This is a genomic window from Acidovorax sp. SUPP1855 (assembly GCF_030158955.1).
Lineage (GTDB): Bacteria > Pseudomonadota > Gammaproteobacteria > Burkholderiales > Burkholderiaceae_C > Paracidovorax.
On sequence record NZ_BQXI01000001.1, the window covers coordinates 240,762 to 267,330 of the forward strand.

Sequence of the window (26,569 nt, forward strand, 5' to 3'; positions counted from 1 at the left end):
AGTCCGTTTCAAGGTAAAATCTCCGGTTGCGGTCGGGGGCCCTCCAAGAGCAATAACACACACCGCTCCCCCGGCTTTTCAACGACTTTCATCCTGAGAGATTGAGTGCCATGGCGATCGTTGTCAACAAACCCCTACCTGAATTTGAAGCCAACGCGACCGGGGGGATCAAGGTCTCCAATACCTCGCATCTTGGCCAGGTTCTGATTCTGTACTTCTATCCCAAGGACAACACCCCTGGCTGCACCACCGAAGCCATGCAGTTCCGCGACAAGTACAAAGACTTCGTCAAGGCCGGCGCAGCCGTCTTCGGCGTGTCGCGCGACAACATGAAGTCGCACGACGACTTCAAGGAAAAGCTCGAACTCCCGTTCGAACTGATCGCCGACACCGAAGAAAAAATGTGCCACATGTTCGGCGTGGTCAAGAACAAGATCATGTACGGCAAGAAGGTCAAGGGCATCGAACGCAGCACGTTCCTGGTCGGGCCCGACGGCATCCTCGCCCACGAATGGCGCGGCCTCAAGGTGCCGGGCCATGTGGACGAAGTGCTCAAGGCCGTGAAGTCCATCAAGGCCCTCAAGAAAGCTGCCTGAAGCCGGCTGCGGCAGGCTGCCGCGGCCCGTCATGGGGAGCATGCATAATGGGTCGATGCTGCTGAGAAACGCAACGCCCTCCCCTCACCCAAAAGCCGCCTTGGCCTCCAGGCGGCTTTTTGCTTTCTGAACATCCCATCGAGGCCATTGCACCATGCCCCTGCCCCCCGCCCCCACCCGGCGCGCCGCGCTGCTTTCTCCGGATGCTTACCACCAGACCGCGGCCCGTGCGGACCTGACCGCCGTTGACGAACCGGTCGAAGCCTTCGAATCCGCCAACCCTCCCGCCACCCGTTCCACCCGCAAGCCCGCGCGTACGACCGCCCCATCCGCCCGCGATGCAGCACCCCGCGCTGAAAGCACTGCCGCGCGTGCACCCGCGCCAGTGGCCAGCGAGGCACCGCCGCAACCCGGGCAGCGCGCGCCGTCGCGCCGCCGAGCCGCACCGGCCCCTGCGCCGGTGCAGGCCCGTGAGCCCGCCCTGGCTGAACCTGTGCAGGCACGCACCGCCGCGCCCGAACCCGCACCAGCCCCCGCTGCGTCACCCAGCGCGCGCAGCCGAAAGGTGCGCAGCAACGGCCCCAAGAAGATGTTCGTGCTGGACACCAACGTGCTGCTGCACGACCCGACCAGCCTCTTCCGATTCGAGGAGCACGACATCTTCCTGCCGATGATCGTGCTCGAAGAGCTCGACGGCCACAAGAAAGGCATGACCGAGGTCGCCCGCAACGGACGCCAGGCCAGCCGCACGCTCGACGCCCTGGCCGCCGCGCAGGGCGCCGACATCGCGCGCGGGCTCAAGCTCGACTCCACCGGCCAGCGCGCGGCCGGCGGCTGCCTGTATTTCCAGACGGCGCCGCTCGACTACAGCCTGCCCACCAGCCTGCCTCAGGGCAAGGCCGACAACCAGATCCTGGGCGTCGTCGAGGCGCTGCGCAAGCTGCATGCCCCGCGCGAAGTCGTGCTGGTGTCCAAGGACATCAACATGCGCGTCAAGGCGCGCGCGCTCGGCCTGAACGCCGAGGACTACCAGAACGACAAGACGCTCGAAGACGGCGACCTGCTGTACTCTGGCCTGCTCGCGCTGCCGGCCGACTTCTGGATCAAGACCGGCAAGAACGTGGAAAGCTGGCAGAGCGGCGTGCACACGTACTACCGCATCGGCGGACCGATCGTGCCGCAGTTGATGATCAACCAGTTCGTGTACTTCGAGGCCCCCGGCGAGCCCAGCCTGTTCGCCCGCGTGACCGAGATCCGCGACCGCACGGCGGTGCTGCAGACGCTCAAGGACTACGGCTCGGCCAAGAACGCCATCTGGGGCGTGAACACCCGCAACCGCGAGCAGAACTTCGCCATGAACCTGCTCATGGACCCCGAGGTGGACTTCGTCACCCTCACCGGCACGGCCGGCACCGGCAAGACGCTGATGGCGCTGGCCGCGGGACTCACGCAGGTGCTGGACGAGCGCCGCTACACCGAGATCATCATGACCCGCGCCACGGTGAGCGTGGGCGAGGACATCGGTTTCCTGCCCGGCACCGAAGAAGAAAAGATGGGCCCGTGGATGGGCGCGCTGGACGACAACCTGGAATTTTTGGCCAAGGGCGACGGCGGTAACGCCGGCGAATGGGGCCGCGCGGCCACCAACGAGCTGATCCGCAGCCGCATCAAGATCAAGAGCATGAACTTCATGCGCGGGCGCACGTTCCTCAACAAGTACGTGATCATCGACGAGGCGCAGAACCTCACGCCCAAGCAGATGAAAACGCTCATCACGCGGGCGGGCCCGGGCACCAAGATCATCTGCATGGGCAACCTGGCGCAGATCGACACGCCGTACCTGACCGAAGGCTCCTCCGGCCTGACCTACGCGGTGGACCGCTTCAAGGGCTGGCCGCACAGCGGCCACATCACCCTGGCGCGCGGCGAGCGCTCACGCCTGGCGGACTTCGCCAGCGAAGTGCTGTGAGCGGGAGCACCCGGTAATGGCCGTGGGATGGATGACCGCGCTGAAGCTGGTTCCCTGGGGCGACGTGATCGAGGCGACGCCCCAGATCCTGCAGGCCGCCCGGCGGCTGCTGGGCCAGACGCAGAAAGGGCCGGCAGCCACCGCCGCCGCGCCCCTGCCCAATGGCACGGAGGACGGCCTGGCCGCACTGCGCCAGCGGGTGCAGGCGCTGGAGGCCGAGCAGCAGGCGTCGGCCGTGCTGATCGGTTCGCTCGCCGAGCAGAACGCCCAGCTCGTGCGCGCGGTGGATGCGCTGCGGGTGCGCAGCCAGCGCCTGACGATCGCCGTGGCACTGACCGGCGTCGCCACCGTGGGGCTGCTGGCCTGGGCGCTGGGCGGCAACTGACCGGGGCCGCACCGCATTCCGGACGTTTGCTATTTAATTGATAGCAATATGCCCTAGAAGGATATGCGCTGGAGGCCTTTTTGACCCCAGGCGCCTAGAAGTCGTCGCCGGAGCCCATGGCGAGGTTTTCGAAGCGCGTCTGGTTCTTCTGGAAGAACAGCTTCACCGTGCCGGTGGGGCCGTTCCGTTGCTTGCCGATGATGACCTCGGCCACGTTCGGCTCCTTGCTGTCCTTGTTGTAGTAATCGTCGCGGTAGATGAACATGATGATGTCGGCATCCTGCTCGATGGCGCCGGATTCGCGCAAGTCGGACATCATCGGCCGCTTGTCGGTGCGCTGCTCCACCGAGCGGTTGAGCTGCGACAGCGCGATCACCGGGCACTGCAGTTCCTTGGCCAGCATCTTCAGGCCCCGGGAGATCTCGCCCAGTTCGGTGGCGCGGTTGTCCGAGCTGGACGAACCCGAGCCGCTCATGAGCTGCAGGTAGTCGACCACGATCAGCCCCAGCTTGCCGCACTGGCGCGCCAGCCGGCGCGCGTTGGCGCGCAGCTCGCTGGGTGTGAGGCCCGGCGTCTCGTCGATGTGCAGCGACACCGTGCGCAGGCGCTCGATGGCCTCGGTCAGCCGCGGCCATTCTTCGTCGGTCAGCTTGCCGGTGCGCAGGTTGCCCTGGTTCACGCGGCCGATGGAGCCCACGATCCGCACCGCCAGTTGCGCCGCGCCCATTTCCATCGAGAAGATGGCCACGGGCAGGCCTTCGTTGAGCGCCACGTGTTCGGCGATGTTCACGGCGAACGAGGTCTTGCCCATGGACGGCCGCGCCGCCAGCACCACCATGTCGCCCGCCTGCAAGCCCGACGTCATGCGGTCCAGGTCGGCGAAACCCGTGGGCACGCCGGTTACGTCCACGGGGTTGTCCGCCATTTCCTGGACGCGGTCCAGCAGGTCCACCACCAGCGTGTCCAGCGACTGGAAGCCCTGCTTCATGCGCGAGCCTTCTTCGCCGATGGCGAAGATCTTCTGCTCGGCCTCGTCCAGGATGCGCTCGACCGGCTTGCCCTTGGGGTTGAAGGCGTTGGTGGCGATCTCGTCGCTGGCCGTGACCAGCTTGCGCAGGATCGACCGCTCCCGCACGATCTCCGCGTAGCGCCGAATATTGCTCGCGCTCGGCACGTACTGCGCCAGGCTGTTGAGGTAGGCCAGCCCGCCGATCTCCTCCGCCTTGCCCAGCCCCTGCAGCCGCTCGTACACCGTGATCACGTCGGCGGGCTTGCTGGCGTTCACCATGGCGCCGATGGCCGAATAAATGAGCTGGTGCTCGTGCCGGTAGAAATCGCCGTCCACCAGCAGGTCGCCCACCCGGTCCCAGGCCATGTTGTCGAGCAGCAGGCCGCCCAGCACGCTGGACTCGGCCTCCAGGGAATGCGGCGGCACGCGCAGCTGAGCGACTTCGCGGTCCGGCGCCGGAGCGAAATCCTCGTCGATGGAAAGGGACTCGAGGGTCATGGCAAAAGGTCCTCTCGCGGCGGGCGCGGTGGGTTACCGTCAGGCAGATGGGAAGACTGAGATGACAAGTCTGTGGACAAGCTGTTCACAGGCGGTGGGTGACCGGTGCATGGAACAGCAGGCCAGAAACGCGAAAGCCGCCCGAGGGCGGCTTCGCGATCGATGCCAGAGGCAGCGCTTTTTCGTTAAGCGGTTTCGCCGTAGACCGACACGGTCACGTCCACCACCACGTCGGTGTGCAGGGCCACGCTCACCGTGTTGTCGCCGACGACCTTGATCGGGCCGTTGGGCAGGCGGATCTGCGACTTCACGACCTTGTAGCCTTGCTTGTTCAGCTCTTCAGCGATGTCGTGGTTGGTCACGGAACCGAACAGGCGGCCGTCCACGCCAGCCTTTTGCGTCAGCTTGATGGTCGTGCCACCGAGCTTTTCGCCTTGGGCCTGGGACTCGGCCAGCTTTGCAGCGGCGGCCTTTTCGAGTTCGGCGCGCTTGGCTTCGAACTCGGCCTTGGCGGATTCGGTGGCGCGGCGTGCGCGGCCCGAAGGAATCAGGAAGTTGCGGGCGTAGCCGTCTTTGACCTTGACGATTTCGCCGAGGTTGCCGAGGTTCACAACCTTGTCGAGCAGGATGATTTGCATGACTGTTGCTCCTTAGATCTTGTGCTGGTCGCTGTAAGGCACCAGGGCCAGGAAGCGCGCGCGCTTGATGGCGGTGTTCAGCTGACGCTGGTAGATGGCGCGCGTGCCGGTCAGGCGTGCGGGGATGATCTTGCCGTTTTCGGCGATGAAGTCACGCAGCGTGTCGACATCCTTGTAGTCAATCTCTTCGACGCCGGCGACGGTGAAGCGGCAAAAGCGCTTGCGCTTGAACAGCAGCGACTGGGTGTTGCGCTTCGGGCGCTTGTCTTTGTTGAACTTCTTGAACGTGGCCATTTTCGGACCTCTTGAAAATTAATCTTGTTGAATATCCTGGATGTGGAACACCAGCCCCTTGCCGTTGCGCGACGTCGCCAGAAACCCCCGGAAGATCCAGAGGCTGCCGAGCGCCTGTCTTGCCAGCCGCTCTGCGAGCGTGCCGAAGGCAATGGCCTTCACGACCGCCTTGACCTCGCGCTGTGCACCGGCTTCCTGCTGCTGAGACCCATGTTCGAGCTTCAGATCCAGGGCCGGCAGGCCAGCGGGCGTGTAGCGCAGGGCCTGAGCCTCGGCGATACAGGCGGTGAGGACAACGTGGTTTTCCACTCCTCCAGTCGATGGATCAGCGCTCGCCCGAAGCGGCGAACTCAGCCTGGCTGGCCTTGCGGGCTTCTTCGCGCTCGACGGTCTTCATCATCGAGGAAGGACCCGTGTCGGCCTTCTTCTTTTGAACCGTCAGGTGGCGCAGCACGGCGTCGTTGAACTTGAAGGCATGCTCCAGCTCAGCCATCACGGCCTGGTCGGCTTCGATGTTCACGCACAGGTAGTGGGCCTTGGCCAGCTTGTTGATCAGGTACGCCAGTTGACGGCGGCCCCAGTCTTCCACGCGGTGCACCTTGCCGCCGCCGGCGACGATCATGCCCTTGTAGCGCTCCAGCATGGCTGGAACTTGTTCGCTTTGATCCGGATGGATCAACAAAATGATTTCGTAGTGACGCATGCAAACTCCTTGTGGATGAAACCACCCGCTGCGTCTAGAAGCGGTGTGGCAAGGCAAAGCCGGCGATTATAGCCCCAAGGCCGGTCGCTTGTACACTCACGCCGGCCGAGACCGACGCCAGCCCGACGCATCTGCGTGCAAACGTCGCCTTTTCGCTTGAAATCCGCCGCATGGCACCCATTTGCCGCGCGTACCGTTCACTTTCAGAAGAAATCGACATGTCCGATCAAAACAATCCAGCCACCGCCTCTCATGGGGACGCCTCCCCCTCTCCTGAAGAAGTCGAAGCCGCGATGGCGGCACATGCCTCCGATGAACTGGGCCGCCTGCAGGGCGAACTGGCCGAGCTGAAGGCCAAGAGCGCCGATCTCGCCGACCAATTCCTGCGCGCCAAGGCCGAGGCCGAGAACGCCCGCCGCCGCGCCGAGGAGGAAATCTCCAAGGCCCGCAAGTTCGGCATCGAGAGCTTCGCGGAAAGCATGCTCCCCGTGGCAGACAGCCTGGCCGCGGCCCTGGCCATCAAGGACGCCACGATCGAACAGCTGCGCGAAGGATCGGACGCCACGCTGCGCCAGCTCACCTCCGCCCTGGAGCGCAACAAGGTGCTGGCCATCAACCCCAATGCGGGCGACAAGTTCGATCCGCACCAGCACCAGGCCATCAGCATGGTGCCGGCCGACCAGGAGCCCAACACGGTGGTGTCCGTGTTGCAAAAAGGCTACGTGATCGCCGAGCGCGTGCTGCGCCCGGCCCTGGTCACGGTGTCCGCGCCCAAGTAAGCACCCGCCGACCTAAAGAAAAACTGACGGCGACGGCTTGAAGCCGGCCAAGTTATCCACAAGTTATCGGCATCCAAATCTTTTTCAAAATCTCGGAGAACAACATGGGAAAAATCATCGGTATCGACCTGGGCACCACCAACAGCTGCGTGTCCATCATGGAAGGCAACACCACGCGGGTGATTGAGAACTCGGAAGGCGCGCGCACCACGCCCTCCATCGTGGCGTACCAGGAAGACGGCGAAGTGCTGGTCGGCGCCTCGGCCAAGCGCCAGGCCGTCACCAACCCGCAGAACACGCTGTATGCGATCAAGCGCCTGATCGGCCGCAAGTTCACAGAAAAGGAAGTGCAAAAGGACATCGACCTGATGCCCTACAAGATCACGGCGGCCGACAACGGCGACGCCTGGGTCGAAGTGCGCGGCAACAAGATCTCGGCCCAGCAGGTCAGCGCCGACATCCTGCGCAAGATGAAGAAGACCGCCGAGGACTACCTGGGCGAGGCGGTGACGGAAGCCGTCATCACGGTGCCCGCGTACTTCAACGACGCCCAGCGCCAGGCCACCAAGGACGCCGGCCGCATCGCAGGCCTGGACGTCAAGCGCATCATCAACGAGCCCACGGCCGCGGCCCTGGCCTTCGGCCTGGACAAGCAGGAAAAGGGCGACCGCAAGATCGCCGTGTATGACCTGGGTGGCGGCACGTTCGACGTGTCCATCATCGAGATCGCCGACGTCGACGGCGAAAAGCAGTTCGAAGTGCTGTCCACCAACGGCGACACGTTCCTGGGCGGCGAAGACTTCGACCAGCGCATCATCGACTACATCATTTCCGAGTTCAAGAAAGACCAGGGCGTCGATCTGTCCAAGGACGTGCTGGCCCTGCAGCGCCTGAAGGAAGCGGCAGAGAAGGCCAAGATCGAGCTGTCCAACAGCGCGCAGACCGACATCAACCTGCCCTACATCACGGCGGACGCCTCGGGCCCGAAGCACCTGAACATCAAGCTCACGCGCGCCAAGCTCGAAGCGCTGGTGGAAGAGCTGATCGAACGCACGATCGCCCCCTGCCGCACGGCCATCAAGGACGCCGGCATCAGCGTGTCGGACATCCATGACGTGATCCTGGTCGGAGGCATGACCCGCATGCCCAAGGTGCAGGACAAGGTCAAGGAGTTCTTCGGCAAGGATCCGCGCAAGGACGTGAACCCGGACGAGGCCGTGGCCGTGGGCGCCGCCATCCAGGGCCAGGTGCTGTCGGGCGACCGCAAGGACGTGCTGCTGCTGGACGTGACGCCGCTGTCGCTGGGCATCGAGACGCTGGGCGGCGTGATGACCAAGATGATCAGCAAGAACACCACGATCCCGACGAAGTTCGCGCAGACCTTCTCCACCGCCGACGACAACCAGCCGGCCGTGACGATCAAGGTGTTCCAGGGCGAACGTGAACTGGCCAGCGCCAACAAGCTGCTGGGCGAGTTCAACCTGGAAGGCATTCCGCCGGCAGGCCGCGGCGTGCCGCAGATCGAGGTGAGCTTCGACATCGATGCCAACGGCATCCTGCACGTGGGCGCCAAGGACAAGGGCACGGGCAAGGAAAACAAGATCACCATCAAGGCGAACTCCGGCCTGTCCGAGGAAGAGATCCAGAAGATGGTGAAGGACGCCGAACTGAACGCGGCCGACGACAAGAAGAAGCTGGAACTGGTCCAGGCGCGCAACCAGGGCGAAGCCGCCGTGCACAGCGTGACCAAGAGCCTGGGCGAGCACGGCGACAAGCTCGATGCCGCCGAGAAGGAGCAGATCGAGTCGGCCGTGAAGGCCCTGGAAGACGCGCTCAAGGGCGAGGACAAGGCCGCCATCGACGAGAAGACGACCGCGCTGATGACCGCCAGCCAGAAGCTGGGCGAGAAGATGTACGCCGAAGCGCAGGCCGCCCAGGCCGCGGCAGCAGGTGGCACGGAAGGTGCAGCGCCCCAGGGCGGTGCCTCGTCCTCCGCCGGCGCAGCACCGCACGACGACAACGTGGTGGACGCTGAAGTAAAGGAAGTGAAGAAAGGCTGAGCGCGCTCGCGTGCCCGACTAGCCGCCGCGCCGGGCCCTGTACAGGGGCCAGCGCGGCGTTCCTGTTCCAACCGAGCTCGGAAAGACCATGTCCAAGAGAGACTTTTACGAAGTTCTGGGCGTTCCAAAGAACGCCTCGGACGAAGAGATCAAGAAGGCTTATCGCAAGCTCGCGATGAAGCACCACCCTGACCGCAACCAGGGTGACGCGGCCAAGCCTGCCGAAGAGCGGTTCAAGGAAGCCAAAGAGGCTTATGAAATGCTCTCCGATCCGCAGAAGCGGGCCGCCTACGACCAGTACGGCCACGCGGGCGTGGACCCGAACATGCGCGGCCCCGGCGGCGCGGGTGCGGAAGGCTTCGGTGGTTTTGCCGAGGCCTTCGGCGACATCTTCGGCGACATGTTCGGCCAGGGCGGCGCGCGCGGGCGCGGCCAGGGCGGGCGCCAGGTCTATCGCGGCAACGACCTGAGCTACGCGATGGAGGTCACCCTCGAAGAGGCGGCCAAGGGCAAGGACGCGCAGATCCGCATTCCCTCGTGGGAATCGTGCGAGACCTGCCACGGCAGCGGCGCCAAGCCGGGCACCAGCGCCAAGACCTGCACCACCTGTGCCGGTGCCGGCACGGTGCAGATGCGCCAGGGCTTCTTCAGCGTGCAGCAGACCTGCCCGCACTGCCGCGGCACGGGCAAGATCATTCCCGAGCCCTGCACCACGTGCCACGGCCAGGGCAAGGTCAAGAAGCAGAAGACGCTGGAAGTGAAGATCCCCGCCGGCATCGACGACGGCATGCGCATCCGCAGCACCGGCAACGGCGAGCCGGGCACCAACGGCGGCCCGCCGGGGGACCTGTACATCGAGATCCGCCTGAAGAAGCACGACATCTTCGAGCGCGACGGCGACGACCTGCATTGCCAGGTGCCGGTGAGCTTCATCACGGCCGCGCTGGGCGGCGAGATCGAAGTGCCCACGCTGCAGGGCAAGGCAGCCATCGACATTCCCGAAGGCACCCAGGCCGGCAAGCAGTTCCGCCTGCGCGGCAAGGGCATCAAGGGCGTGCGGGCCAGCTACCCCGGCGACCTGTACTGCCACATCGCGGTGGAAACACCGGTCAAGCTGACCGAGCACCAGCGCAAGCTGCTGCGCGAACTGGAGGAGTCGCTCAAGAAAGGCGGCGCCAAGCACTCGCCCAGCGGCGAAAGCTGGACCGACCGGCTGAAGAACCTGTTCAGCTGATCGCAGCCAGGCCTTGAACGCCAACGGCGTCTTCGGGCGCCGTTTTTTTGCGTGAATGGGCAGCAAAGCCATCGCATACCACGATGGCTCTCGGCATTTTCATGGGAGAAAATACGGCAACTCTCTGATTCAGAGAATTCTCCAACCACGATGAAAAGCTCCGAGCGCAGTTTTGCGCGCCGAATCGACCTCACCTCGCTGCAGCTCTTCGTGGCCGTCTGCGAGCTGGGAAGCATCGGCCGCGCGGCGGAGCGGGAGTTCATCGCCGCCTCCGCCGTCAGCAAGCGCCTGTCCGATCTGGAAACCGCGGTGGACACCGCCCTGCTCTACCGGCACAGCCGCGGCGTCACCCTCACGCCCGCCGGTGAAAGCCTGCTGCACCACGCCCGCACCGTGCTGTTCGGCCTGGAGCGCATGCAGGGCGAACTGAGCGAATACGCCGACGGGGTGCGCGGCCATGTGCGCATGCACGCCAACATCTCGGCCATCGTGCAGTTCCTGCCCGAGGACCTGGGGGCCTTCGCCCGCGCGCACAGCCAGGTCAAGATCGACCTGCAGGAACACCTGAGCCCCGACGTGCTGCAGGCCGTGCGCGAGGGCGCGGCCGACCTGGGGCTGTTCCACACCGGCACCGCCGCCGAACCCGAGGGCCTGCAAAGCAGCCCCTACCGCAGCGATCGTCTGGTGCTCGTCGTGCCGCAAGGTCATGCATTGTCCCGGCATGCTGCTATCAAATTTGAAGCAATCCTCGACTGCGACATCGTGGGCCTGCAGGCCAACAGCAGCATCAGTCTGGCCATGCAACAGGCGGCCGCGCAGGCCGGGCGCCCGCTGCGCCAGCGCATCCAGGTCACCGGGCTGGACGCCATGTGCCGCATGATCGACAACGGCCTGGGCGTGGGCCTGCTGCCAGACCGGGCCTTCGCTTTGATGCGCGGCGTGGGCCGGCTGCAGTCCGTCGCGCTCGACGAGCCCTGGGGCCAGCGCGAGTTGCGCCTGGTGGCCCGCGACTTCGACACCCTGCCAGTCACGGCCCGGCTGCTGGTCGAACACTTGGTGCCACCTGCCCCGCCCGAGCCTTCCTAAAATCATCCACCCCACCTGAAACCCACCAAAGAGACCGCCATGGGACGCACCCTGTACGACAAGATCTGGGACGAGCACGTCGTCCACACCGAGGAGGACGGCACCGCCATCCTCTACATCGACCGCCACCTGGTGCACGAAGTGACCAGCCCGCAGGCGTTCGAGGGCCTGCGCCAGGCCGGCCGCAAGGTCTGGCGCGTCAGCTCCATCGTCGCCACGGCGGACCACAACACGCCCACCACCGGCTGGGAGCGGGGCTACGACGGCATCACCGACCCGATCAGCAAGGAGCAGATCACCACGCTCGACAAGAACATCGCCGAGGTCGGCGCGGCGGCGTTCTTCCCGTTCATGAGCAAGCGCCAGGGCATCGTCCACGTGATCGGCCCCGAGAACGGCGCCACGCTGCCCGGCATGACGGTGGTGTGCGGCGACAGCCACACCAGCACGCACGGCGCCTTCGGCGCGCTGGCGCACGGCATCGGCACCAGCGAGGTGGAGCACGTCATGGCCACGCAGACCCTGCTGGCCAAGAAGGCCAAGAACATGCTCATCCGCGTGGACGGCCAGGTCGCGCCCGGCGTGACGGCCAAGGACATCGTGCTGGCCATAATCGGCAAGATCGGCACGGCGGGCGGCACCGGCTACACCATCGAGTTCGGCGGCCCGGCGATCCGCGCCCTCAGCATCGAAGGCCGCATGACGGTCTGCAACATGGCCATCGAGGCGGGCGCGCGCGCCGGCCTGGTGGCGGTGGACGACAAGACCATCGACTACGTGAAGGGCCGGCCGCTGTCGCCCTCGGGGGTGGAATGGGACCAGGCGGTCGCCTACTGGAAGACGCTGCAGTCGGATGCCGACGCGCACTTCGACACGGTGGTCACGCTGAACGCCGCGGACATCGTGCCGCAGATCACCTGGGGCACCTCGCCCGAGATGGTGCTGGGCGTGGATGCCCGCGTGCCCGATCCCGACAAGGAAAAGGACGCCAACAAGCGCGGCGCCATGGAGCGCGCGCTCACCTACATGAACCTGGAGCCCGGCAAGGCGCTGAACGACATCTTCGTGGACAAGGTGTTCATCGGCTCGTGCACCAACAGCCGCATCGAAGACATGCGCGAAGCCGCTGCCGTGGTCAAGAAGCTGGGCCAGAAGGTCGCCAAGAACATCAAGCTGGCCATGGTGGTGCCCGGCTCAGGCCTGGTGAAGGAGCAGGCCGAGCGCGAAGGCCTGCACGAGATCTTCAAGGCCGCGGGCTTCGAATGGCGCGAGCCCGGCTGCTCGATGTGCCTGGCCATGAACGCCGACCGTCTGGAGCCCGGCGAGCGCTGCGCCTCCACCAGCAACCGCAACTTCGAAGGCCGCCAGGGCGCGGGCGGACGCACCCACCTGGTCTCGCCGGCCATGGCCGCCGCGGCCGCCGTGCACGGCCACTTCGTGGACGTGCGCCAGTTCGCCTGAGCGCCACGGCTGCATTCCATTCACCCCAAGGACACTTGCCGTGAACAAGACCGCCACCCTTCTCACCCTGGCCCTGGCTTGCCTGCTGGCCGGCTGCAACACCGTCAAGGGCATGGGCCAGGACGTGCAACGCGCGGGCAGCGCCATCGAACGGGCCGCCAAATGACCGGCCGCGCCACGCCCCAGACCTTCAGAAAGGACCGCCGCATGAAAGCCGTCGTATGGCCCCTCTTCGCCGCCTGGCTCCTGGGCGGTTCCGCCATGGCCCTGGCGGCCGACCGTGCCTGCGTGATCGAAGGCAACGTGCCCGTCGCCGGGAAAACCGTGGCGGTGAAGGACTGCATGGAGTTCACCGCCGGCATTCCGGCCGAGCAGCTCAAGGCGAGCTGCAACGGCCTGGCGCAGACCTCGGCCCAACTCGGGGGCAAGGCAGGCAAGGTGACCTTCCTCGCGCAGTGCCCCCGGCCCGCCAGTGGCGCGTGCAAGGGGCTGATGGGCCAGCCGCTGGACGCCTACTACTACAACCTGTCGCCCGAAGCCGTGCAGGAAAAACGCAAGGCCTGCGAAACATCCACCGCCGCCATCAAGGGCGGCACCTGGAGCAACGGGCAGTAACGCACCACTGCCTTCGAGCCCTCTTCCGGACACACACCATGCAGAAATTCACCCTCCACCAAGGCCTCGTGGCCCCCATGGACCGCGAGAACGTCGATACCGACGCCATCATTCCGAAGCAGTTCCTCAAGTCGATCAAGAAGACCGGCTTCGGCGTGAACCTGTTCGACGAATGGCGCTACCTGGACCACGGCGAGCCGGGCCAGGACCCGGCCAGCCGCAAGCCCAACCCGGACTTCGTGCTCAACCAGCCCCGCTACGCCGGCGCGTCCATCCTGCTGGCGCGCAAGAATTTCGGCTGCGGATCGAGCCGAGAGCACGCGCCCTGGGCGCTGGACCAATACGGCTTTCGCGCCGTGATCGCGCCGAGCTTCGCGGACATCTTCTTCAACAACTGCTTCAAGAACGGCCTGCTGCCCATCGTGCTGCCCGAGGCCACCGTGGCGCAGCTGTTCGATGAGGTGCACGCCTTTCCCGGCTACCAGCTCACCATCGATCTGGAGCGCCAGGTGATCGTGCGCCAGAACCGCGGCGAGGTCGTGGGCGAAGAGATTCCGTTCGAAGTGAACGCCTTTCGCAAGTACTGCCTGCTCAACGGGTTCGACGACATCGGCCTGACCCTGCGGCAGTCCGACAAGATCAAGGTGTTCGAGGCCCAGCGCCTGGCCACCAAGCCCTGGCTGGCCCACACCATGGCGGGTTGATCTGCCTGCCGGCAGCCAAACATCAAGCATCCAATCGGCCCGCAGCGCAATAAGCACTAGGGCATATCGCTATCAAAAGAGAAGCAATTACATGAAAATCGCAGTTTTGCCGGGTGACGGCATCGGCACGGAAATCGTGGCAGAGGCCGTCAAGGTGCTGGATGTGCTGGGCCTTCCGTTCGAGATGGAGTCCGCCCTGGTCGGCGGCGCCGCCTACGAGGCCCATGGCCACCCGCTGCCCGAAGCCACGCTGAAGCTGGCGCAGGACGCCGACGCCGTGCTGTTCGGCGCCGTTGGCGACTGGAAGTACGACAAGCTCGACCGCCCCCTGCGCCCCGAGCAGGCCATCCTGGGCCTGCGCAAGCACCTGGGGCTGTTCGCCAACTTCCGCCCGGCCATCTGCTACGAGCAACTGGTGGGCGCTTCGAGCCTCAAGCCCGAGCTGATCTCGGGCCTCGACATCCTCATCATCCGCGAGCTGACGGGCGACATCTACTTCGGCCAGCCGCGCGGCCGGCGCACGGCCGTGGACGGCCATTTCCCCGGCGCCGAAGAGGCCTTCGACACCATGCGCTACTCCAAGCCGGAGATCGAGCGCATCGCCCACGTGGCGTTCCAGGCCGCGCGCAAGCGCAGCAAGAAGGTCACCAGCGTGGACAAGGCCAACGTGCTGGAAACCTTCCAGTTCTGGAAGGACGTGGTCACCGAAGTGGGCCAGCAGTACCCCGACGTGGAACTGCAGCACATGTACGTGGACAACGCGGCCATGCAACTGCTGAAGGCGCCCAAGGCCTTCGACGTGGTGGTCACCGGCAACATGTTCGGCGACATTCTGTCGGACGAGGCTTCCATGCTCACCGGCTCCATCGGCATGCTGCCCTCGGCCAGCCTCAACAGCAAGAACCAGGGCCTGTACGAGCCCAGCCATGGCAGCGCGCCCGACATCGCCGGCAAGGGCGTGGCCAATCCGCTGGCGACCATCCTGAGCGCCGCGATGATGCTGCGCTTCAGCCTGAACCAGGAAGCGGCCGCCCAGCGCATCGAAGCGGCCGTGCAGAAGGTGCTGGCCCAAGGCCTGCGCACGCCGGACATCTGGAGCGAAGGCACCACGAAGGTGGGCACGGCGCAGATGGGCGACGCCGTGGTGAAGGCCCTGGGCTGACCGCTGCAGCCCGGCACGCGCTGAAGCGGGCCGTTCCTGCCCAAAAGGGTGGCCCGCCGGCCACCCTTTTTTATCGGTCCAGGCGTTGGCGATCGCTGGTATCAGCGCGCGTCGGGTGCGGCCTGCGGCGCGGCCGATGCCGCGCGAACGAAGGACCGGCGACGCACCCAGAAGGCCAGCGCCCCCACCGGTGCGGAGATGGTGAGGATGAGCGGAGCCTGGGGCCCGGCCTTCGCAAAGCCCGCCCCCAGCAGCTGCAGGCTCAGCCACTGCGCGGACCATGCGCCCGTGGTCCAGTCCAGATGGCACTGCACCACGCCCAACGCAACCCCGGTACACCACAGCCACTTGCGCTTCGGGATCGGCGTGCGAACGCAGACCCACAGCGTATAGACGATCCCGAGCGGAATGCCGATCGCGAGCGCCAGGAACAGGTAGTGGCCCGTCGATTTGCCTTCCAGCGAAAAGCGGTGGGTGGCGGCCAGGGACTGCGACGCCGGCGTCACCTGCAGTGCATTGAAGACGACCGCGCCGTCGCGCTGCTCCAGCATGGCAGAGACGACCAGCCAGGACTGCGGATACTCGTACTCGAGCGTGAGGTGGTGGAAGGTGGCGGAATCGGTCTTCAGAACCTGAACGCCCACCGCCTCGGCGGATTGGGGCGGTCCCGGGGGGATCAATGCCGCCATCCGGCCCAGGTTCTGCCGCAGATCGGCGGTGCGCAGCCGGGGCGCCAGCCGGGCCTCGACGGCTGGGAAATCCTGGCGGGCCAGCTCATCGACGGCGTCGCGAACCCTCTGCGTCTCCTGCGGCGCGATCGATGCCGGGCTGTCCTGAGACGCATTGCAGCCGCTCAACAGAGCGGCCAGGGCAAGAAAGGCGGTGGCGACGATGCGCATGCGGTGAGGGACCTTCGGCGTGGAAAAAAGGCCGGATGTTAAACAACACCTCCCGCCGCCCCTCAAAAAAAACAGCACCGTCGGCAAAAGGCCTTCCGCTACAATCGCCGCCTATGTTTGCCGCCCGCCCGTTCACCCTGCTGAACACTGCCCCCGCCGCCCTGGCCGGTGGGGCCGCGCGCGCAACCACCACCAAAACCACGACCATTAAGGGCTGATCCAGCCTGGTTCGTCGTGCGCCCTTCCTGGCCAGACGAGCCAGGCGAAAAGTCCCGGTCGGGTACTGTTTCTTAAACTGAATAGGGGCGTTGAAATGAGCAAGTTGGTAGGTTTGGTCGGCTGGCGCGGCATGGTCGGCTCCGTATTGATGGACCGCATGCAGGCCGAAGGCGATTTCGGTCTCATCGAGCCCGTGTTCTTCTCCACGTCGAACGCGGGCGGCAAGGCCCCGGCGCAGGCCAAGAACGAAACCACGCTCCAGGACGCCTTCGACATCAACGCCCTCAAGCGCTGCGACATCATCCTGACCGCCCAGGGCGGTGACTACACCACCGAAGTGTTTCCCAAGCTGCGCGATGCCGGCTGGAACGGCCACTGGATCGACGCCGCTTCCACTCTGCGCATGAAGGAAGACGCGGTCATCGTGCTGGACCCGGTCAACCTGCCCGTGATTCAGGATGCCCTGGCCAAAGGCGGCAAGAACTGGATCGGCGGCAACTGCACCGTGAGCTGCATGCTGATGGGCGTGGGTGCGCTGTACAAGGCCGGCCTGGTCGAGTGGATGAGCACGCAGACCTACCAGGCAGCCAGCGGCGGCGGTGCCCAGCACATGCGCGAACTGCTCACGCAATACGGCACGCTGAACGCGGAAGTGCGCTCGCTCCTGGACGATCCCAAGAGCGCCATCCTGGAAATCGACCGCAAGGTCATCGCCAAGCAACGCAGCCTGTCGGACGCGGAAACCGCCAACTTCGGCGTGCCCCTGGGCGGCAGCCTGATCCCCTGGATCGACAAGGACCTGGGCAACGGCATGTCCAAGGAAGAGTGGAAGGGCATGGCCGAGACGAACAAGATCATGGGCCAGGGCGAAGGCTTCGACACGCCCGCGGTGCCTGTGGACGGTTTTTGCGTGCGGGTGGGCGCCATGCGCTGCCACAGCCAGGCCCTGACCTTCAAACTGAAGAAGCATGTGCCCGTGGCCGACATCGAGGCCATGATCGCTGCCGACAACGAGTGGGTGAAGGTCGTGCCCAACACGCGCGAAGCCACCTTGAAGGACCTGACCCCCGTGGCTGTCACCGGCACCATGACGATTCCCGTGGGCCGCATCCGCCAGATGGCGATGGGACCGGAATACATCGGCGCTTTCACCATCGGCGACCAACTGCTGTGGGGTGCCGCCGAACCGCTGCGCCGCATGTTGCGCATCCTGCTGGCCGAATGACGCGGCGGGCGCTGACACCGAACCGGTGCCAGCGCCTTTAGGCACCAACGTTTTGTTACTGCTCGTTGTCCTTTGACAACATTGCTGCAGTGCACATTGCCCTTCTGAAAGGCGCCCAAAGGTTGCGCCATGGCTCAGCTTGTCAGTGCAAAACATTGATGCTATTGTGCTTTTTACACATTTTCACGCTTACGCGCGGAACCAAAACTGCCTGAATCTGGCACCTTGCCAGACCGCACAATCCTCTTTTGTTGATGGCACACATGCATCGTTGGAAACTCTCAATCCTGGCCGCCGCGGCCGTCATGTCGGCCGGCCTGTATGCCACCGATGCGAATGCTCTCGCCCTGGGCCGCCTCACCGTGCAGTCCGCCCTCGGCGAGCCCCTGCGCGCCGAGATCGAGCTGCCCCAGATCACTGCCGCCGAAGCGGATTCGCTGCGAGCGGCCCCCGCGTCCCCCCAGGTGTTCCGCGCCCAGGGGATGGAAGTGTCTCCCGCGCTGAACAGCCTGCGCGTGCAACTGCAGCGCCGCAGCGATGGCTCGATGGTGCTGCAACTCACCAGCGATCGCCCCATCAACGACCCCTTCGTCGATCTGGTGCTGGATGCCACCTGGAACTCCGGCCAGATCGTGCGCAGCTACACCATGCTGTTCGACCCGCCGGCCCTGCGCCGCGCGCCGGCCACCGTGACCGCATCGCCCCAGGTGACGGCGCCGTCCGCCCCGGCCGCAGCGCCGGCCCCTCGCACGCCCCGGGCTGCTGAGTCCGCTCCGTCCCAAACGGCGGCTACCGCCACGCCACGCCCGGCGCCGGCCCCCACGCCCCGCCCTGCCGCAGCACCGGCCCCGGCGGGTGCCGCCGGATCGGTCACCGTGCAAGCCGGCGACACTGCGGGCCGCCTGGCCGCCGCCAACCGTCCCGCTGGCGTGTCGCTCGACCAGATGCTCGTGGCGATGATGCGTTCCAACCCCGACGCCTTCATCCGCGGCAACGTGAACCGCCTGAAATCGGGCGCGGTGCTGCAACTGCCCGATGAAACGCAGGCACGGGCCACTCCCCCCGGCGAGGCACGCCAGATCATTGCCGCGCAAAGCCGCGACTTCAACGAATTCCGCCGCCGCCTGGCCGGTGCCGCACCCTCCGCTGAGGTGGCCGCCGCCGAGCGTTCGGCCAGCGGCAAGGTCCAGACCCAGGTCGAGGACCGCAAGCCCGCCACGGCCGCGCCAGACAAGCTCACCCTGTCCAAGGGCGCCGTGCAAGGCCAGAAGGCCGCAGAAGACCAGGTGGCCAAGGACAAGCAGGCCAGCGCCGCATCGGCGCGCATGGCCGAGCTGTCGAAGAACATCTCCGACCTGAACAAGCTCGGAACCGCCTCCGCGCCGGTGTCCACGGGCTCCGGCAGCGCGCCCGCAGCCACCGCCAGCGCCGCCACGGGCGCAGCCGTGGCCACAGGCGCCGTGGTACCGCCCGCTGCAGCGCCCGCGCCGCAAGCCCCCGCCAGCGTGGCCAGCGCCCCTGCGGCCCCCGCTGCTGCCGTGACGCCCGCCAGCACGGCGGCAACCCCGGCATCCAGCGTGGCGAGTGCCGAGCCGACCCCGCCCGTGGTGGCAGCCCCTGCGCCCGCACCGGCGCCAGCGCCCGTTGCCGTGCCCGCCCCAGCCCCCGACACGGAGGAGCCAGGCTTCTTCTCCAACCTGTTCGACGACCCCATGCTGCCGCTGGCCGGCGGTGCCTTGCTGGCGTTGCTGCTGGGCTACGGCGTCTACCGCACGGTCCAGAACCGCCGCAACCAGCACGCGGTGGACAGCTCGTTCATGGAAAGCAAGCTGCAGCCGGATTCGTTCTTCGGCGCCAGCGGCGGCCAGCGCGTGGACACGGCCAGCAGCCAGCTGAGCACCGGTTCTTCGATGGCCTATTCGCCCAGCCAGCTCGATGCCGGCGGCGATGTCGATCCCGTGGCCGAAGCCGACGTGTATCTGGCCTATGGCCGCGACCTGCAGGCCGAAGAGATCCTTAAGGAGGCCGTGCGCCACAACCCGGACCGCACCTCGGTCCACGTCAAGCTCGGCGAGATCTATGCCAAGCGCCAGGACCGCAAGGCGCTGGAAGCCGTGGCGCAGGACGTCTTCCGGCTGACCGATGGCCAAGGCCCCGACTGGGCCCGCGTGTCCGAACTGGGCCGCGAACTCGATCCTGAGAACCCGCTGTACCAACCCGGTGGCCGCCCTGGCGTGGTCCTGGACGACGACGGCCCCAACACCGGCAACGGCTTTGCCAGCACCTTCACGGACGGCCGTCCGCAGATGGCCGGCGCCACCAGTGCGGCCCTGCCGCCCGATCTGGACCTCGACCTCGATCTGGCGGACGACGCCCTGACCGAGGCGCCGCCCGCGCCACCTGCCGCACCGGGTGCCTTCGCCGCTGCGGCCGCCGCTGCCGGTGCCATGGCCGCCGCGCCGGCCTGGGCTCCCGCACCGACGCCCGCTCCCGCTGTTTCGGAGCCTCCCGCACTGGACACGGGTGCCCTGGACCTGCCCGAACCGTCGTGGGACAAGCCGGTGGCCACCGCGGCCGCCCCGCTGTCGCCGCCTCCGGACACCGCCGACCTGGAATTCCCGACCGACCTGCGTCTGATGGATTCCGCTCCGGCACCGCTGTCATCCGCCGAGGCCCCTCCGTCGGGCCCGGCGCCGCTCGAATTCGACCTCGGAGCGCTGTCGCTGGACCTGGACACGCCTGCCGGCAATACCAGCCCATCCGCCAGCCCAGCCGTGCAGGATCTGCCGCAAGCGACTCCGCCCCTGCCCGACGATCCGCTGGCGACCAAGCTCGCCCTGGCGGAAGAATTCAACGCCATCGGCGACAGCGAAGGCGCACGCACCCTGATCGAGGAAGTCATCGCCGAATCGTCCGGCGCGCTCAAGACACGGGCGCAACGCCTGCTGTCCGAACTGGGCTGATGCACGGCACCAGCGCAGCCACGCTCCCTGCCGCACCGGGACGCCATCCATGAGGATGGCGCTCGGCGTCAGCTACAACGGGCAGGGCTACAACGGTTGGCAAAGCCAGTCTTCCGGCAGAACCATCCAAGACCATCTGGAAGCGGCCCTCGGCCGCTTTGCCACGCAACCCGTCTCCACCATCTGCGCCGGCCGCACCGATGCGGGTGTGCACGGGCTCATGCAGGTGGTCCATTTCGATACGCCGCTCGACCGCACGCCGTTCTCCTGGGTGCGCGGCACCAACACCTTCCTGCCTGCCGACATCGCCGTGCAATGGGCGCACCCGGTGCCGGAGACCTTCCATGCGCGTTTTTGCGCCACGTCCCGCCGCTACGCCTATGTGCTGCTGCAGTCGCCCGTGCGCCCCAGCGTGGACAGCGCGCGCGTGGGCTGGGTGTTCCATCCAATGGACGGCAACGCCATGCGCGAGGCTGCCGCCCACCTGCTCGGAGAGCACGACTTCACCTCGTTCCGGGCATCGGCCTGCCAGGCCAAATCGCCCATCAAGACCTTGCAGCGCATCACGATCACGCGACGGGGCCCCGCCGAAAGCGATGCCGGCCCGCCGGCCAACGCACCGCCGCACGACTGGCAGCCCTGCTACTGGCGATTCGAGTTCGAGGGAAACGCGTTCCTGCACCACATGATCCGCAACATCATGGGCTGCCTGGTCGCGATCGGGCAGGGAAATCAGCCCGCCGGCTGGATGCAGGAGGTGTTGCTGGCCCGCTCGCGCGATGCGGCAGCGCCCACGTTTTCGCCCGACGGACTGTACTTTCAGGGACCGCTCTACGATGCCGCATGGGGCCTGCCCCTGCGCACCGCTGCGTATGATTGGCTTCCATGAGCCGCCCCCAGCCCGCCAGCCCTCCACCCGCCCCTATCCCTCCCCACCACCGCACCCGCGTCAAGATCTGTGGCCTCACCCGCGAGGACGATGTGGATGCGGCCGTGGCGGCCGGCGCCGATGCGGTGGGGTTCGTGCTCTACGCCGCCAGCCCGCGCGGCATCACGCCGCAACGCGCCGCGGCCCTGGCCCGCAGGCTGCCTCCGTTCGTGACGCCGGTGCTGTTGTTCGTGAATGCCACCGCTACAGAAGTAATAGCAGCCTGCACAATGATTCCGCCGGCAACGGTCCAATTTCATGGGGATGAATCACCCCAAGACTGCTGGGCGGCCACGGCGGATGGAGCCAGGCCGTTCCTGCGAGCGGCACGCATTCCCCTTGGCGACGGTGCGGCGCGGTTCGACCTCGTACAATTCGCGGCAACCCACTCCCGCGCCCAGGCCATCCTGCTCGACGCCCATGTCGAAGGTTATGGCGGTGGCGGCAAGGCATTCAATTGGTCACTTCTACCTCCAAGCGTCGGCTCTCACCTCGTTTTGTCTGGTGGACTCACGCCTGCAAACGTGACCGATGGCATCTTGCAGGTGCGGCCGCGCGGCCTGTCGCTCGCGGTTGACGTCAGTTCCGGCGTGGAAGCCGATGGCCCCGACGGCAAGCCGTTGCGGGGCATCAAGGACGCCGGCAAGATCCAACGCTTCATCGCCGCCGTGCAGGCGGCCGATGCGCAATTTGCAAAGATTCATTGATGCTTTCCTACCAGCAACCCGACGCCGCCGGCCATTTCGGCCCCTATGGCGGTAGTTTCGCGAGCGAAACTCTCACCCACGCCCTGACCGAACTGCGCGAGGCCTATGCCCGCTACCAGAACGATCCGGAGTTCCTGGCCGAATTCCATTCGGAGCTGAAGCACTTCGTGGGGCGCCCCTCCCCCGTCTACCACGCGGCACGCATGAGCCGCGAGATGGGCGGCGCGCAGATCTACCTCAAGCGCGAAGACCTCAACCACACCGGCGCCCACAAGATCAACAACGTGATCGGCCAAGCGATGCTCGCCCGGCGCATGGGCAAGCCGCGCATCATCGCCGAGACGGGCGCAGGCCAGCACGGCGTCGCCACGGCCACCATCTGCGCGCGATATGGCCTCGAATGTGTGGTGTACATGGGCTCGGAGGACGTCAAGCGCCAGAGCCCCAACGTGTACCGCATGAAGCTGCTGGGCGCGACCGTCGTGCCCGTCGATTCGGGCAGCAGGACGCTCAAGGACGCGCTGAACGAAGCCATGCGCGACTGGGTGGCCCATGTGGACGACACCTTCTACATCATCGGTACGGTGGCGGGCCCGCACCCCTATCCCATGATGGTGCGCGATTTCCAGAGCGTGATCGGCACCGAGTGCCTGGAACAGATGCCGGCCATGCTGGCCGAGCAGAAGGCCAGCACCCAGCAGCCCGACGCGGTGATCGCCTGCGTGGGCGGCGGCAGCAATGCCATGGGCATCTTCCACCCCTACATTCCCTATGAGAAGACACGCCTGATCGGCGTGGAAGCCGCCGGTGAGGGACTGGACAGCGGCAAGCACTCCGCCTCGCTGCAGCGCGGCAGCTCGGGCGTCTTGCACGGCAACCGCACGTTCATCCTGCAGGACGAGAACGGCCAGATCACCGAAACGCACAGCATCAGCGCGGGACTGGACTACCCGGGCGTCGGGCCCGAGCACGCGTGGCTGCAGGAAATCGGCCGTGCCGAATACGTCGGGATCACCGATGCCGAGGCGCTGGCCGCCTTCCATTACCTGTGCCGCACCGAAGGCATCATTCCGGCGCTGGAATCCAGCCATGCCGTGGCCTACGCCATGAAACTCGCCAAGACCATGCCAGCCGACCAGTCCATCCTGGTGAACCTGTCGGGCCGTGGGGACAAGGACATCGGCACGGTCGCCGACCTGTCGGGGGCCGATGTGTACGACCGGCCCTCCATGCGTGGCCTCGGGGTCAAGGGAGGGCCTGCCGCATGAGCTCGCCGCGCAACCGCATCGCGAACACCTTCGCAGAACTGCAGGCCAAGGGGCGCAAGGCGCTCATTCCCTATGTGACCGCCGGCTTTCCGTTCGCCGACATCACGCCGGCACTCATGCATGGCATGGTCGAAGCCGGGGCCGACGTGATCGAACTGGGCGTGCCCTTCTCCGACCCCATGGCCGACGGCCCGGTGATCCAGAAGGCCGGGGAAAAGGCGCTCTCGCTGGGCGTGGGCATGGTGCAGGTCCTGGGCCATGTGCGCGATTTCCGCCAGCGCAACGACAAGACGCCCGTCGTGCTGATGGGCTACGCCAACCCGGTGGAGCGCTACGACCAGATCCATGGCGCAGGCGCCTTCGTGCGCGATTCCGCCGAGGCGGGCGTGGACGGCGTGCTCATCGTCGACTACCCGCCCGAGGAAAGCGAAGCGTTCGCGGCCAGCCTGCGCGAACACGGCATGGACCTGATCTTCCTGCTGGCGCCCACCAGCACGGAACAGCGCATGCAGCAGGTCGCGCGCGTGGCCAGCGGCTACGTGTACTACGTGTCCCTCAAGGGCGTGACCGGCTCGGGCGCTCTCGATACGACCGCCGTCGAGGCCATGCTGCCCGTCATCCGCCGGCATGTGCACATTCCCGTGGGCGTGGGCTTCGGCATCCGCGACGCGGCCACGGCCCAGGCGATCGGGCGCGTGGCCGATGCCGTGGTCATCGGCAGCCGCATCATCCAGTTGCTGGAAGACCAGCCGCACGAGAAGGTGGTGCCCGTCACCATCGACTTCCTGCGGGGGGTGCGCAAGGCGCTGGACGCATAATTGCAGCCCGCGCGCCCGGTCCGTGGCGCACCGGCTGAGACTTGAAGCGAAGAGGAAACCGATATGTCCTGGCTCGAAAAACTCCTGCCCTCCAAAATCCAGCAGACCGATCCGACCGAGCGCCGCCAGGTGCCGGAAGGCCTGTGGATCAAGTGCCCGAGCTGCGAGACGGTGCTGTACAAGACCGATCTGGAGCAAAACCAGAACGTCTGCCCACACTGCAGCCACCACCACCGCATCAATGCCCGCCCCCGCCTGAACGCGTTCCTGGACGCCGAAGGCCGCTATGAAATCGGCCAGGAAGTGCTGCCGGTCGATGCGCTGAAGTTCAAGGACAGCCGCAAGTACCCCGACCGCCTGAAGGAAGCCCTGGAAAACACCGGGGAAACCGATGCGCTCATCGTGATGGGCGGCTCTGTGCGCAGCATCAACATCGTGGTGGCGTGCTTCGAGTTCGACTTCATGGGCGGCAGCATGGGCAGCGTGGTGGGCGAGCGCTTCGTGCGGGGCGTGGAAACCGCCATCGAGCAGAAGGTACCCTTCCTGTGCTTCACCGCCACAGGCGGCGCGCGCATGCAGGAAGGCCTGCTCTCGCTGATGCAGATGGCCAAGACCAACGCGGCCCTCACCCGGCTGGCCAAGAAGGGCCTGCCCTACATCAGCGTGCTGACCGACCCGACCATGGGCGGCGTCTCGGCCGGCTTTGCCTTCGTGGGCGACATCGTGATCGCCGAGCCCAAGGCACTGATCGGCTTTGCCGGACCGCGCGTGATCGAATCGACCGTGCGCGTGACGCTGCCAGAAGGCTTCCAGCGCGCTGAATTCCTGCAGACCAAGGGCGCCGTGGACTTCATCTGCGACCGCCGCGAACTGCGCGGCACCGTGGCCAAGAGCCTGGCGATGCTGCAGCGCCTGCCGGCAGACTCGGTGGCCTGATCGCTCACACGCTTCGGCCGATACCAAAACAATAGCCGCCACTGCTGACTGGATCAGCGGTGGCGGCTATTTTTTATGGGCGGGGCGAATTCCGCTGCCGGCCCCTACCGCAGCACCCATCCCTGTACGTTGCCCACCACGATCAGGCACACCTGCAGCAACACCAGCACCACCAGCGGCGACAGATCCACCCCGCCGAGGAGCGGCACCACGCGCCGCACGGGGCGCAGCAACGGCTCGCACAAGCGGGCAATCACGTCGGCAAGGGGTGAGCGCGTCTGCACCCACGAGAGCACGGCATAGACGATCAGCAGGCCGATCAGCCCGTAGATCGCCGCGCGCACCAGACCGAACACGGCCAGCCAGAGCAGCAGCACCAGGCCCGGGCCGGCGCCCAGCAGCAGCCACAGCAACAGGTACTGCACCAACTGGATCACAATCGCCGCTACCAGGCTGGCCCAATCCCAGCGCCCCGTGGCAGGCACGATCCTGCGCAGGGGCAGGACCAGCCAGTCGCTCAGCGCGAAAACCAGTTGCCCGATAGGGTTGCCAAAAGGCACGCGCTGCAGCTGCATGTAAAGCCGCAGCAGGCAAGCCCCGGCAAGCAGGCCGCCCACCACGTCCAGCAGGAAAGAAGCGATCTGGTAAAGCATGAAACCTCGTGATGTGGAGAATCTGGGGCGATGGTGCGAAGGGTTCCGCCGTGGGATGATAGCGGGCCAACCCGCCTGCCCATGACCTTCGTGCCCCCACCTTCCGAGCCGCCATTGCCGCCGCTCACGCTGACCTCCCTGCCGCTCTTTCCGCTGGGGACCGTGCTGTACCCGGGCGGGATGCTCTCGCTTCGCGTCTTCGAGGTGCGCTATCTCGACATGGTGCGCAAATGCCAGCAGGCGGGCGCACCGTTCGGTGTCGTCGCGCTGACGAGCGGCCAGGAAGTGCGCCAGGCGGGAGCAGCGCCCGAGCAGTTCCACGATGCCGGGACGCTGGCGAACATTGCGGAGATCGACACATCGCACCCCGGCCTCATCGTCCTGCGAGCCGAAGGCACGGCCCGCTTTCGCATCGTGCGCCGCCACCTGCTGCCGCACGGGCTGTGGGTGGCCGACATCGAGCAGATGCCCCCGGACGTGCCCCTCCCCGTCCCGGAGGACCTGCGCAACACGGCCGCTGCGCTGGAGCAAGTGCTCGCACGCCTGCGCCACCGGGGCACGGACGACCCCTCCAGCCTCCCCGACCCCACCCCCGAGCAACTGGACGATTGCGGCTGGGTCGCCAATCGCTGGTGCGAACTTCTCCCCGTGCCGCTGGACCTAAAGCAGCAGCTCATGCAACTCGACAGCCCGCTGCTGCGCCTGGAACTCGTGGGAGACGTGCTGGAGCGCACGGGCATCGCGCCGTGAACACGAAGGG

Annotated in this window: 27 protein-coding genes; 20 read left to right on the forward strand and 7 right to left on the reverse strand. The window is 66.3% G+C overall.

Annotated elements, in window-relative coordinates; translation table 11 throughout:
* Positions 1 to 110 precede the first annotated feature (110 nt).
* The 3 genes from AVMA1855_RS01125 (at position 111) to AVMA1855_RS01135 (ending at position 2,950) form a co-directional block, all read left to right on the forward strand.
* Positions 111 to 596, forward strand: a complete 486-nt coding sequence (locus AVMA1855_RS01125; RefSeq protein WP_272551605.1) for a peroxiredoxin — start codon at positions 111 to 113, stop codon at positions 594 to 596.
* 154 nt (positions 597 to 750) lie between these two features.
* On the forward strand, positions 751 to 2,565 hold the full coding sequence (locus AVMA1855_RS01130) for a PhoH family protein (protein ID WP_284424272.1): 1,815 nt from the start codon (positions 751 to 753) through the stop codon (positions 2,563 to 2,565).
* 16 nt (positions 2,566 to 2,581) lie between these two features.
* The gene (locus AVMA1855_RS01135) at positions 2,582 to 2,950 is read left to right on the forward strand and encodes a hypothetical protein (protein WP_284424273.1); all 369 of its coding nucleotides are present in this window, start codon (positions 2,582 to 2,584) and stop codon (positions 2,948 to 2,950) included.
* Positions 2,951 to 3,044: 94 nt separating this feature from the next.
* On the opposite strand, the gene dnaB is transcribed toward AVMA1855_RS01135, so the two are convergent.
* The 5 genes from dnaB to rpsF all read right to left on the reverse strand — a co-directional run bounded on the left by dnaB (position 3,045) and on the right by rpsF (position 6,092).
* A complete protein-coding gene (dnaB, locus tag AVMA1855_RS01140) occupies positions 3,045 to 4,457 on the reverse strand; it encodes a replicative DNA helicase (RefSeq protein WP_284395760.1) in 1,413 nt (470 codons plus the stop codon).
* A 185-nt stretch (positions 4,458 to 4,642) separates the two neighbouring features.
* A complete protein-coding gene (rplI, locus tag AVMA1855_RS01145; protein WP_272551600.1) occupies positions 4,643 to 5,095 on the reverse strand; it encodes a 50S ribosomal protein L9 in 453 nt (150 codons plus the stop codon).
* A 12-nt stretch (positions 5,096 to 5,107) separates the two neighbouring features.
* The gene (gene rpsR, locus AVMA1855_RS01150) at positions 5,108 to 5,389 is read right to left on the reverse strand and encodes a 30S ribosomal protein S18 (protein ID WP_011794373.1); all 282 of its coding nucleotides are present in this window, start codon (positions 5,387 to 5,389) and stop codon (positions 5,108 to 5,110) included.
* A gap of 18 nt (positions 5,390 to 5,407) precedes the next feature.
* Positions 5,408 to 5,698 carry a primosomal replication protein N gene (gene priB, locus AVMA1855_RS01155; protein WP_272551598.1) on the reverse strand — a complete coding sequence of 97 codons (291 nt, stop codon included), beginning with the start codon at positions 5,696 to 5,698 and terminating at the stop codon, positions 5,408 to 5,410.
* Positions 5,699 to 5,714: 16 nt separating this feature from the next.
* Positions 5,715 to 6,092: a 30S ribosomal protein S6 gene (gene rpsF, locus AVMA1855_RS01160; RefSeq protein ID WP_272551597.1), complete on the reverse strand. Its 378-nt coding sequence runs from the start codon at positions 6,090 to 6,092 to the stop codon at positions 5,715 to 5,717.
* A 218-nt stretch (positions 6,093 to 6,310) separates the two neighbouring features.
* On the opposite strand from rpsF, the gene grpE reads away from it, so the two are divergent.
* From grpE to leuB, 9 genes are all read left to right on the forward strand, one after another.
* Positions 6,311 to 6,871 carry a nucleotide exchange factor GrpE gene (gene grpE / locus AVMA1855_RS01165; protein ID WP_272567926.1) on the forward strand — a complete coding sequence of 187 codons (561 nt, stop codon included), beginning with the start codon at positions 6,311 to 6,313 and terminating at the stop codon, positions 6,869 to 6,871.
* Between the two features lie 104 nt (positions 6,872 to 6,975).
* Entirely contained in the window at positions 6,976 to 8,931 is a 1,956-nt protein-coding gene (gene dnaK / locus AVMA1855_RS01170; protein ID WP_284407022.1) for a molecular chaperone DnaK, read from the forward strand.
* 88 nt (positions 8,932 to 9,019) lie between these two features.
* On the forward strand, positions 9,020 to 10,165 hold the full coding sequence (dnaJ, locus tag AVMA1855_RS01175) for a molecular chaperone DnaJ (RefSeq protein ID WP_272567922.1): 1,146 nt from the start codon (positions 9,020 to 9,022) through the stop codon (positions 10,163 to 10,165).
* A 150-nt stretch (positions 10,166 to 10,315) separates the two neighbouring features.
* The gene (locus AVMA1855_RS01180; protein ID WP_284424274.1) at positions 10,316 to 11,251 is read left to right on the forward strand and encodes a LysR family transcriptional regulator; all 936 of its coding nucleotides are present in this window, start codon (positions 10,316 to 10,318) and stop codon (positions 11,249 to 11,251) included.
* A gap of 39 nt (positions 11,252 to 11,290) precedes the next feature.
* Positions 11,291 to 12,712 (forward strand): 3-isopropylmalate dehydratase large subunit, encoded by a 1,422-nt coding sequence (gene leuC, locus AVMA1855_RS01185; protein WP_272567918.1) that lies wholly within the window; start codon positions 11,291 to 11,293, stop codon positions 12,710 to 12,712.
* Positions 12,713 to 12,779: 67 nt separating this feature from the next.
* Complete coding sequence (locus AVMA1855_RS01190; protein ID WP_372588273.1) at positions 12,780 to 12,878, forward strand: entericidin A/B family lipoprotein; 99 nt, start codon at positions 12,780 to 12,782, stop codon at positions 12,876 to 12,878.
* A gap of 41 nt (positions 12,879 to 12,919) precedes the next feature.
* Positions 12,920 to 13,327 (forward strand): hypothetical protein, encoded by a 408-nt coding sequence (locus AVMA1855_RS01195; RefSeq protein ID WP_284424275.1) that lies wholly within the window; start codon positions 12,920 to 12,922, stop codon positions 13,325 to 13,327.
* A gap of 38 nt (positions 13,328 to 13,365) precedes the next feature.
* Positions 13,366 to 14,031, forward strand: a complete 666-nt coding sequence (gene leuD / locus AVMA1855_RS01200) for a 3-isopropylmalate dehydratase small subunit (protein ID WP_284407026.1) — start codon at positions 13,366 to 13,368, stop codon at positions 14,029 to 14,031.
* A 91-nt stretch (positions 14,032 to 14,122) separates the two neighbouring features.
* A complete protein-coding gene (leuB, locus tag AVMA1855_RS01205; protein ID WP_284424276.1) occupies positions 14,123 to 15,193 on the forward strand; it encodes a 3-isopropylmalate dehydrogenase in 1,071 nt (356 codons plus the stop codon).
* A gap of 101 nt (positions 15,194 to 15,294) precedes the next feature.
* On the opposite strand, the gene AVMA1855_RS01210 is transcribed toward leuB, so the two are convergent.
* The gene (locus tag AVMA1855_RS01210) at positions 15,295 to 16,092 is read right to left on the reverse strand and encodes a hypothetical protein (protein ID WP_284424277.1); all 798 of its coding nucleotides are present in this window, start codon (positions 16,090 to 16,092) and stop codon (positions 15,295 to 15,297) included.
* A gap of 313 nt (positions 16,093 to 16,405) precedes the next feature.
* Here AVMA1855_RS01210 and asd point away from each other — a divergent pair, with 313 nt between their 5' ends.
* The 7 genes from asd to accD all read left to right on the forward strand — a co-directional run bounded on the left by asd (position 16,406) and on the right by accD (position 25,156).
* Positions 16,406 to 17,536: an aspartate-semialdehyde dehydrogenase gene (gene asd, locus AVMA1855_RS01215; RefSeq protein WP_284395903.1), complete on the forward strand. Its 1,131-nt coding sequence runs from the start codon at positions 16,406 to 16,408 to the stop codon at positions 17,534 to 17,536.
* Between the two features lie 263 nt (positions 17,537 to 17,799).
* Positions 17,800 to 20,499, forward strand: a complete 2,700-nt coding sequence (locus AVMA1855_RS01220; RefSeq protein ID WP_284424278.1) for a motility hub landmark protein FimV — start codon at positions 17,800 to 17,802, stop codon at positions 20,497 to 20,499.
* A 49-nt stretch (positions 20,500 to 20,548) separates the two neighbouring features.
* Entirely contained in the window at positions 20,549 to 21,388 is an 840-nt protein-coding gene (gene truA / locus AVMA1855_RS01225; protein WP_284424279.1) for a tRNA pseudouridine(38-40) synthase TruA, read from the forward strand.
* Positions 21,385 to 22,134, forward strand: a complete 750-nt coding sequence (locus tag AVMA1855_RS01230; protein WP_284424280.1) for a phosphoribosylanthranilate isomerase — start codon at positions 21,385 to 21,387, stop codon at positions 22,132 to 22,134. Before truA ends, AVMA1855_RS01230 begins: the two co-directional genes overlap by 4 nt.
* Positions 22,134 to 23,402: a tryptophan synthase subunit beta gene (gene trpB / locus AVMA1855_RS01235; protein WP_284424281.1), complete on the forward strand. Its 1,269-nt coding sequence runs from the start codon at positions 22,134 to 22,136 to the stop codon at positions 23,400 to 23,402. The genes AVMA1855_RS01230 and trpB overlap by 1 nt, the downstream gene beginning before the upstream one ends.
* The gene (gene trpA, locus AVMA1855_RS01240; protein ID WP_284424282.1) at positions 23,399 to 24,220 is read left to right on the forward strand and encodes a tryptophan synthase subunit alpha; all 822 of its coding nucleotides are present in this window, start codon (positions 23,399 to 23,401) and stop codon (positions 24,218 to 24,220) included. Before trpB ends, trpA begins: the two co-directional genes overlap by 4 nt.
* Before the next feature lie 63 nt (positions 24,221 to 24,283).
* Positions 24,284 to 25,156: an acetyl-CoA carboxylase, carboxyltransferase subunit beta gene (gene accD / locus AVMA1855_RS01245; RefSeq protein WP_272567902.1), complete on the forward strand. Its 873-nt coding sequence runs from the start codon at positions 24,284 to 24,286 to the stop codon at positions 25,154 to 25,156.
* Between the two features lie 104 nt (positions 25,157 to 25,260).
* Here the strand turns inward: accD and AVMA1855_RS01250 are convergent, their stop codons facing one another.
* The gene (locus AVMA1855_RS01250) at positions 25,261 to 25,809 is read right to left on the reverse strand and encodes a YggT family protein (protein WP_284411299.1); all 549 of its coding nucleotides are present in this window, start codon (positions 25,807 to 25,809) and stop codon (positions 25,261 to 25,263) included.
* A gap of 81 nt (positions 25,810 to 25,890) precedes the next feature.
* Between AVMA1855_RS01250 and AVMA1855_RS01255 the strand changes: the two genes are divergently transcribed.
* Positions 25,891 to 26,559: an LON peptidase substrate-binding domain-containing protein gene (locus AVMA1855_RS01255; RefSeq protein WP_284424283.1), complete on the forward strand. Its 669-nt coding sequence runs from the start codon at positions 25,891 to 25,893 to the stop codon at positions 26,557 to 26,559.
* The last annotated feature ends 10 nt before the right edge of the window (positions 26,560 to 26,569 follow it).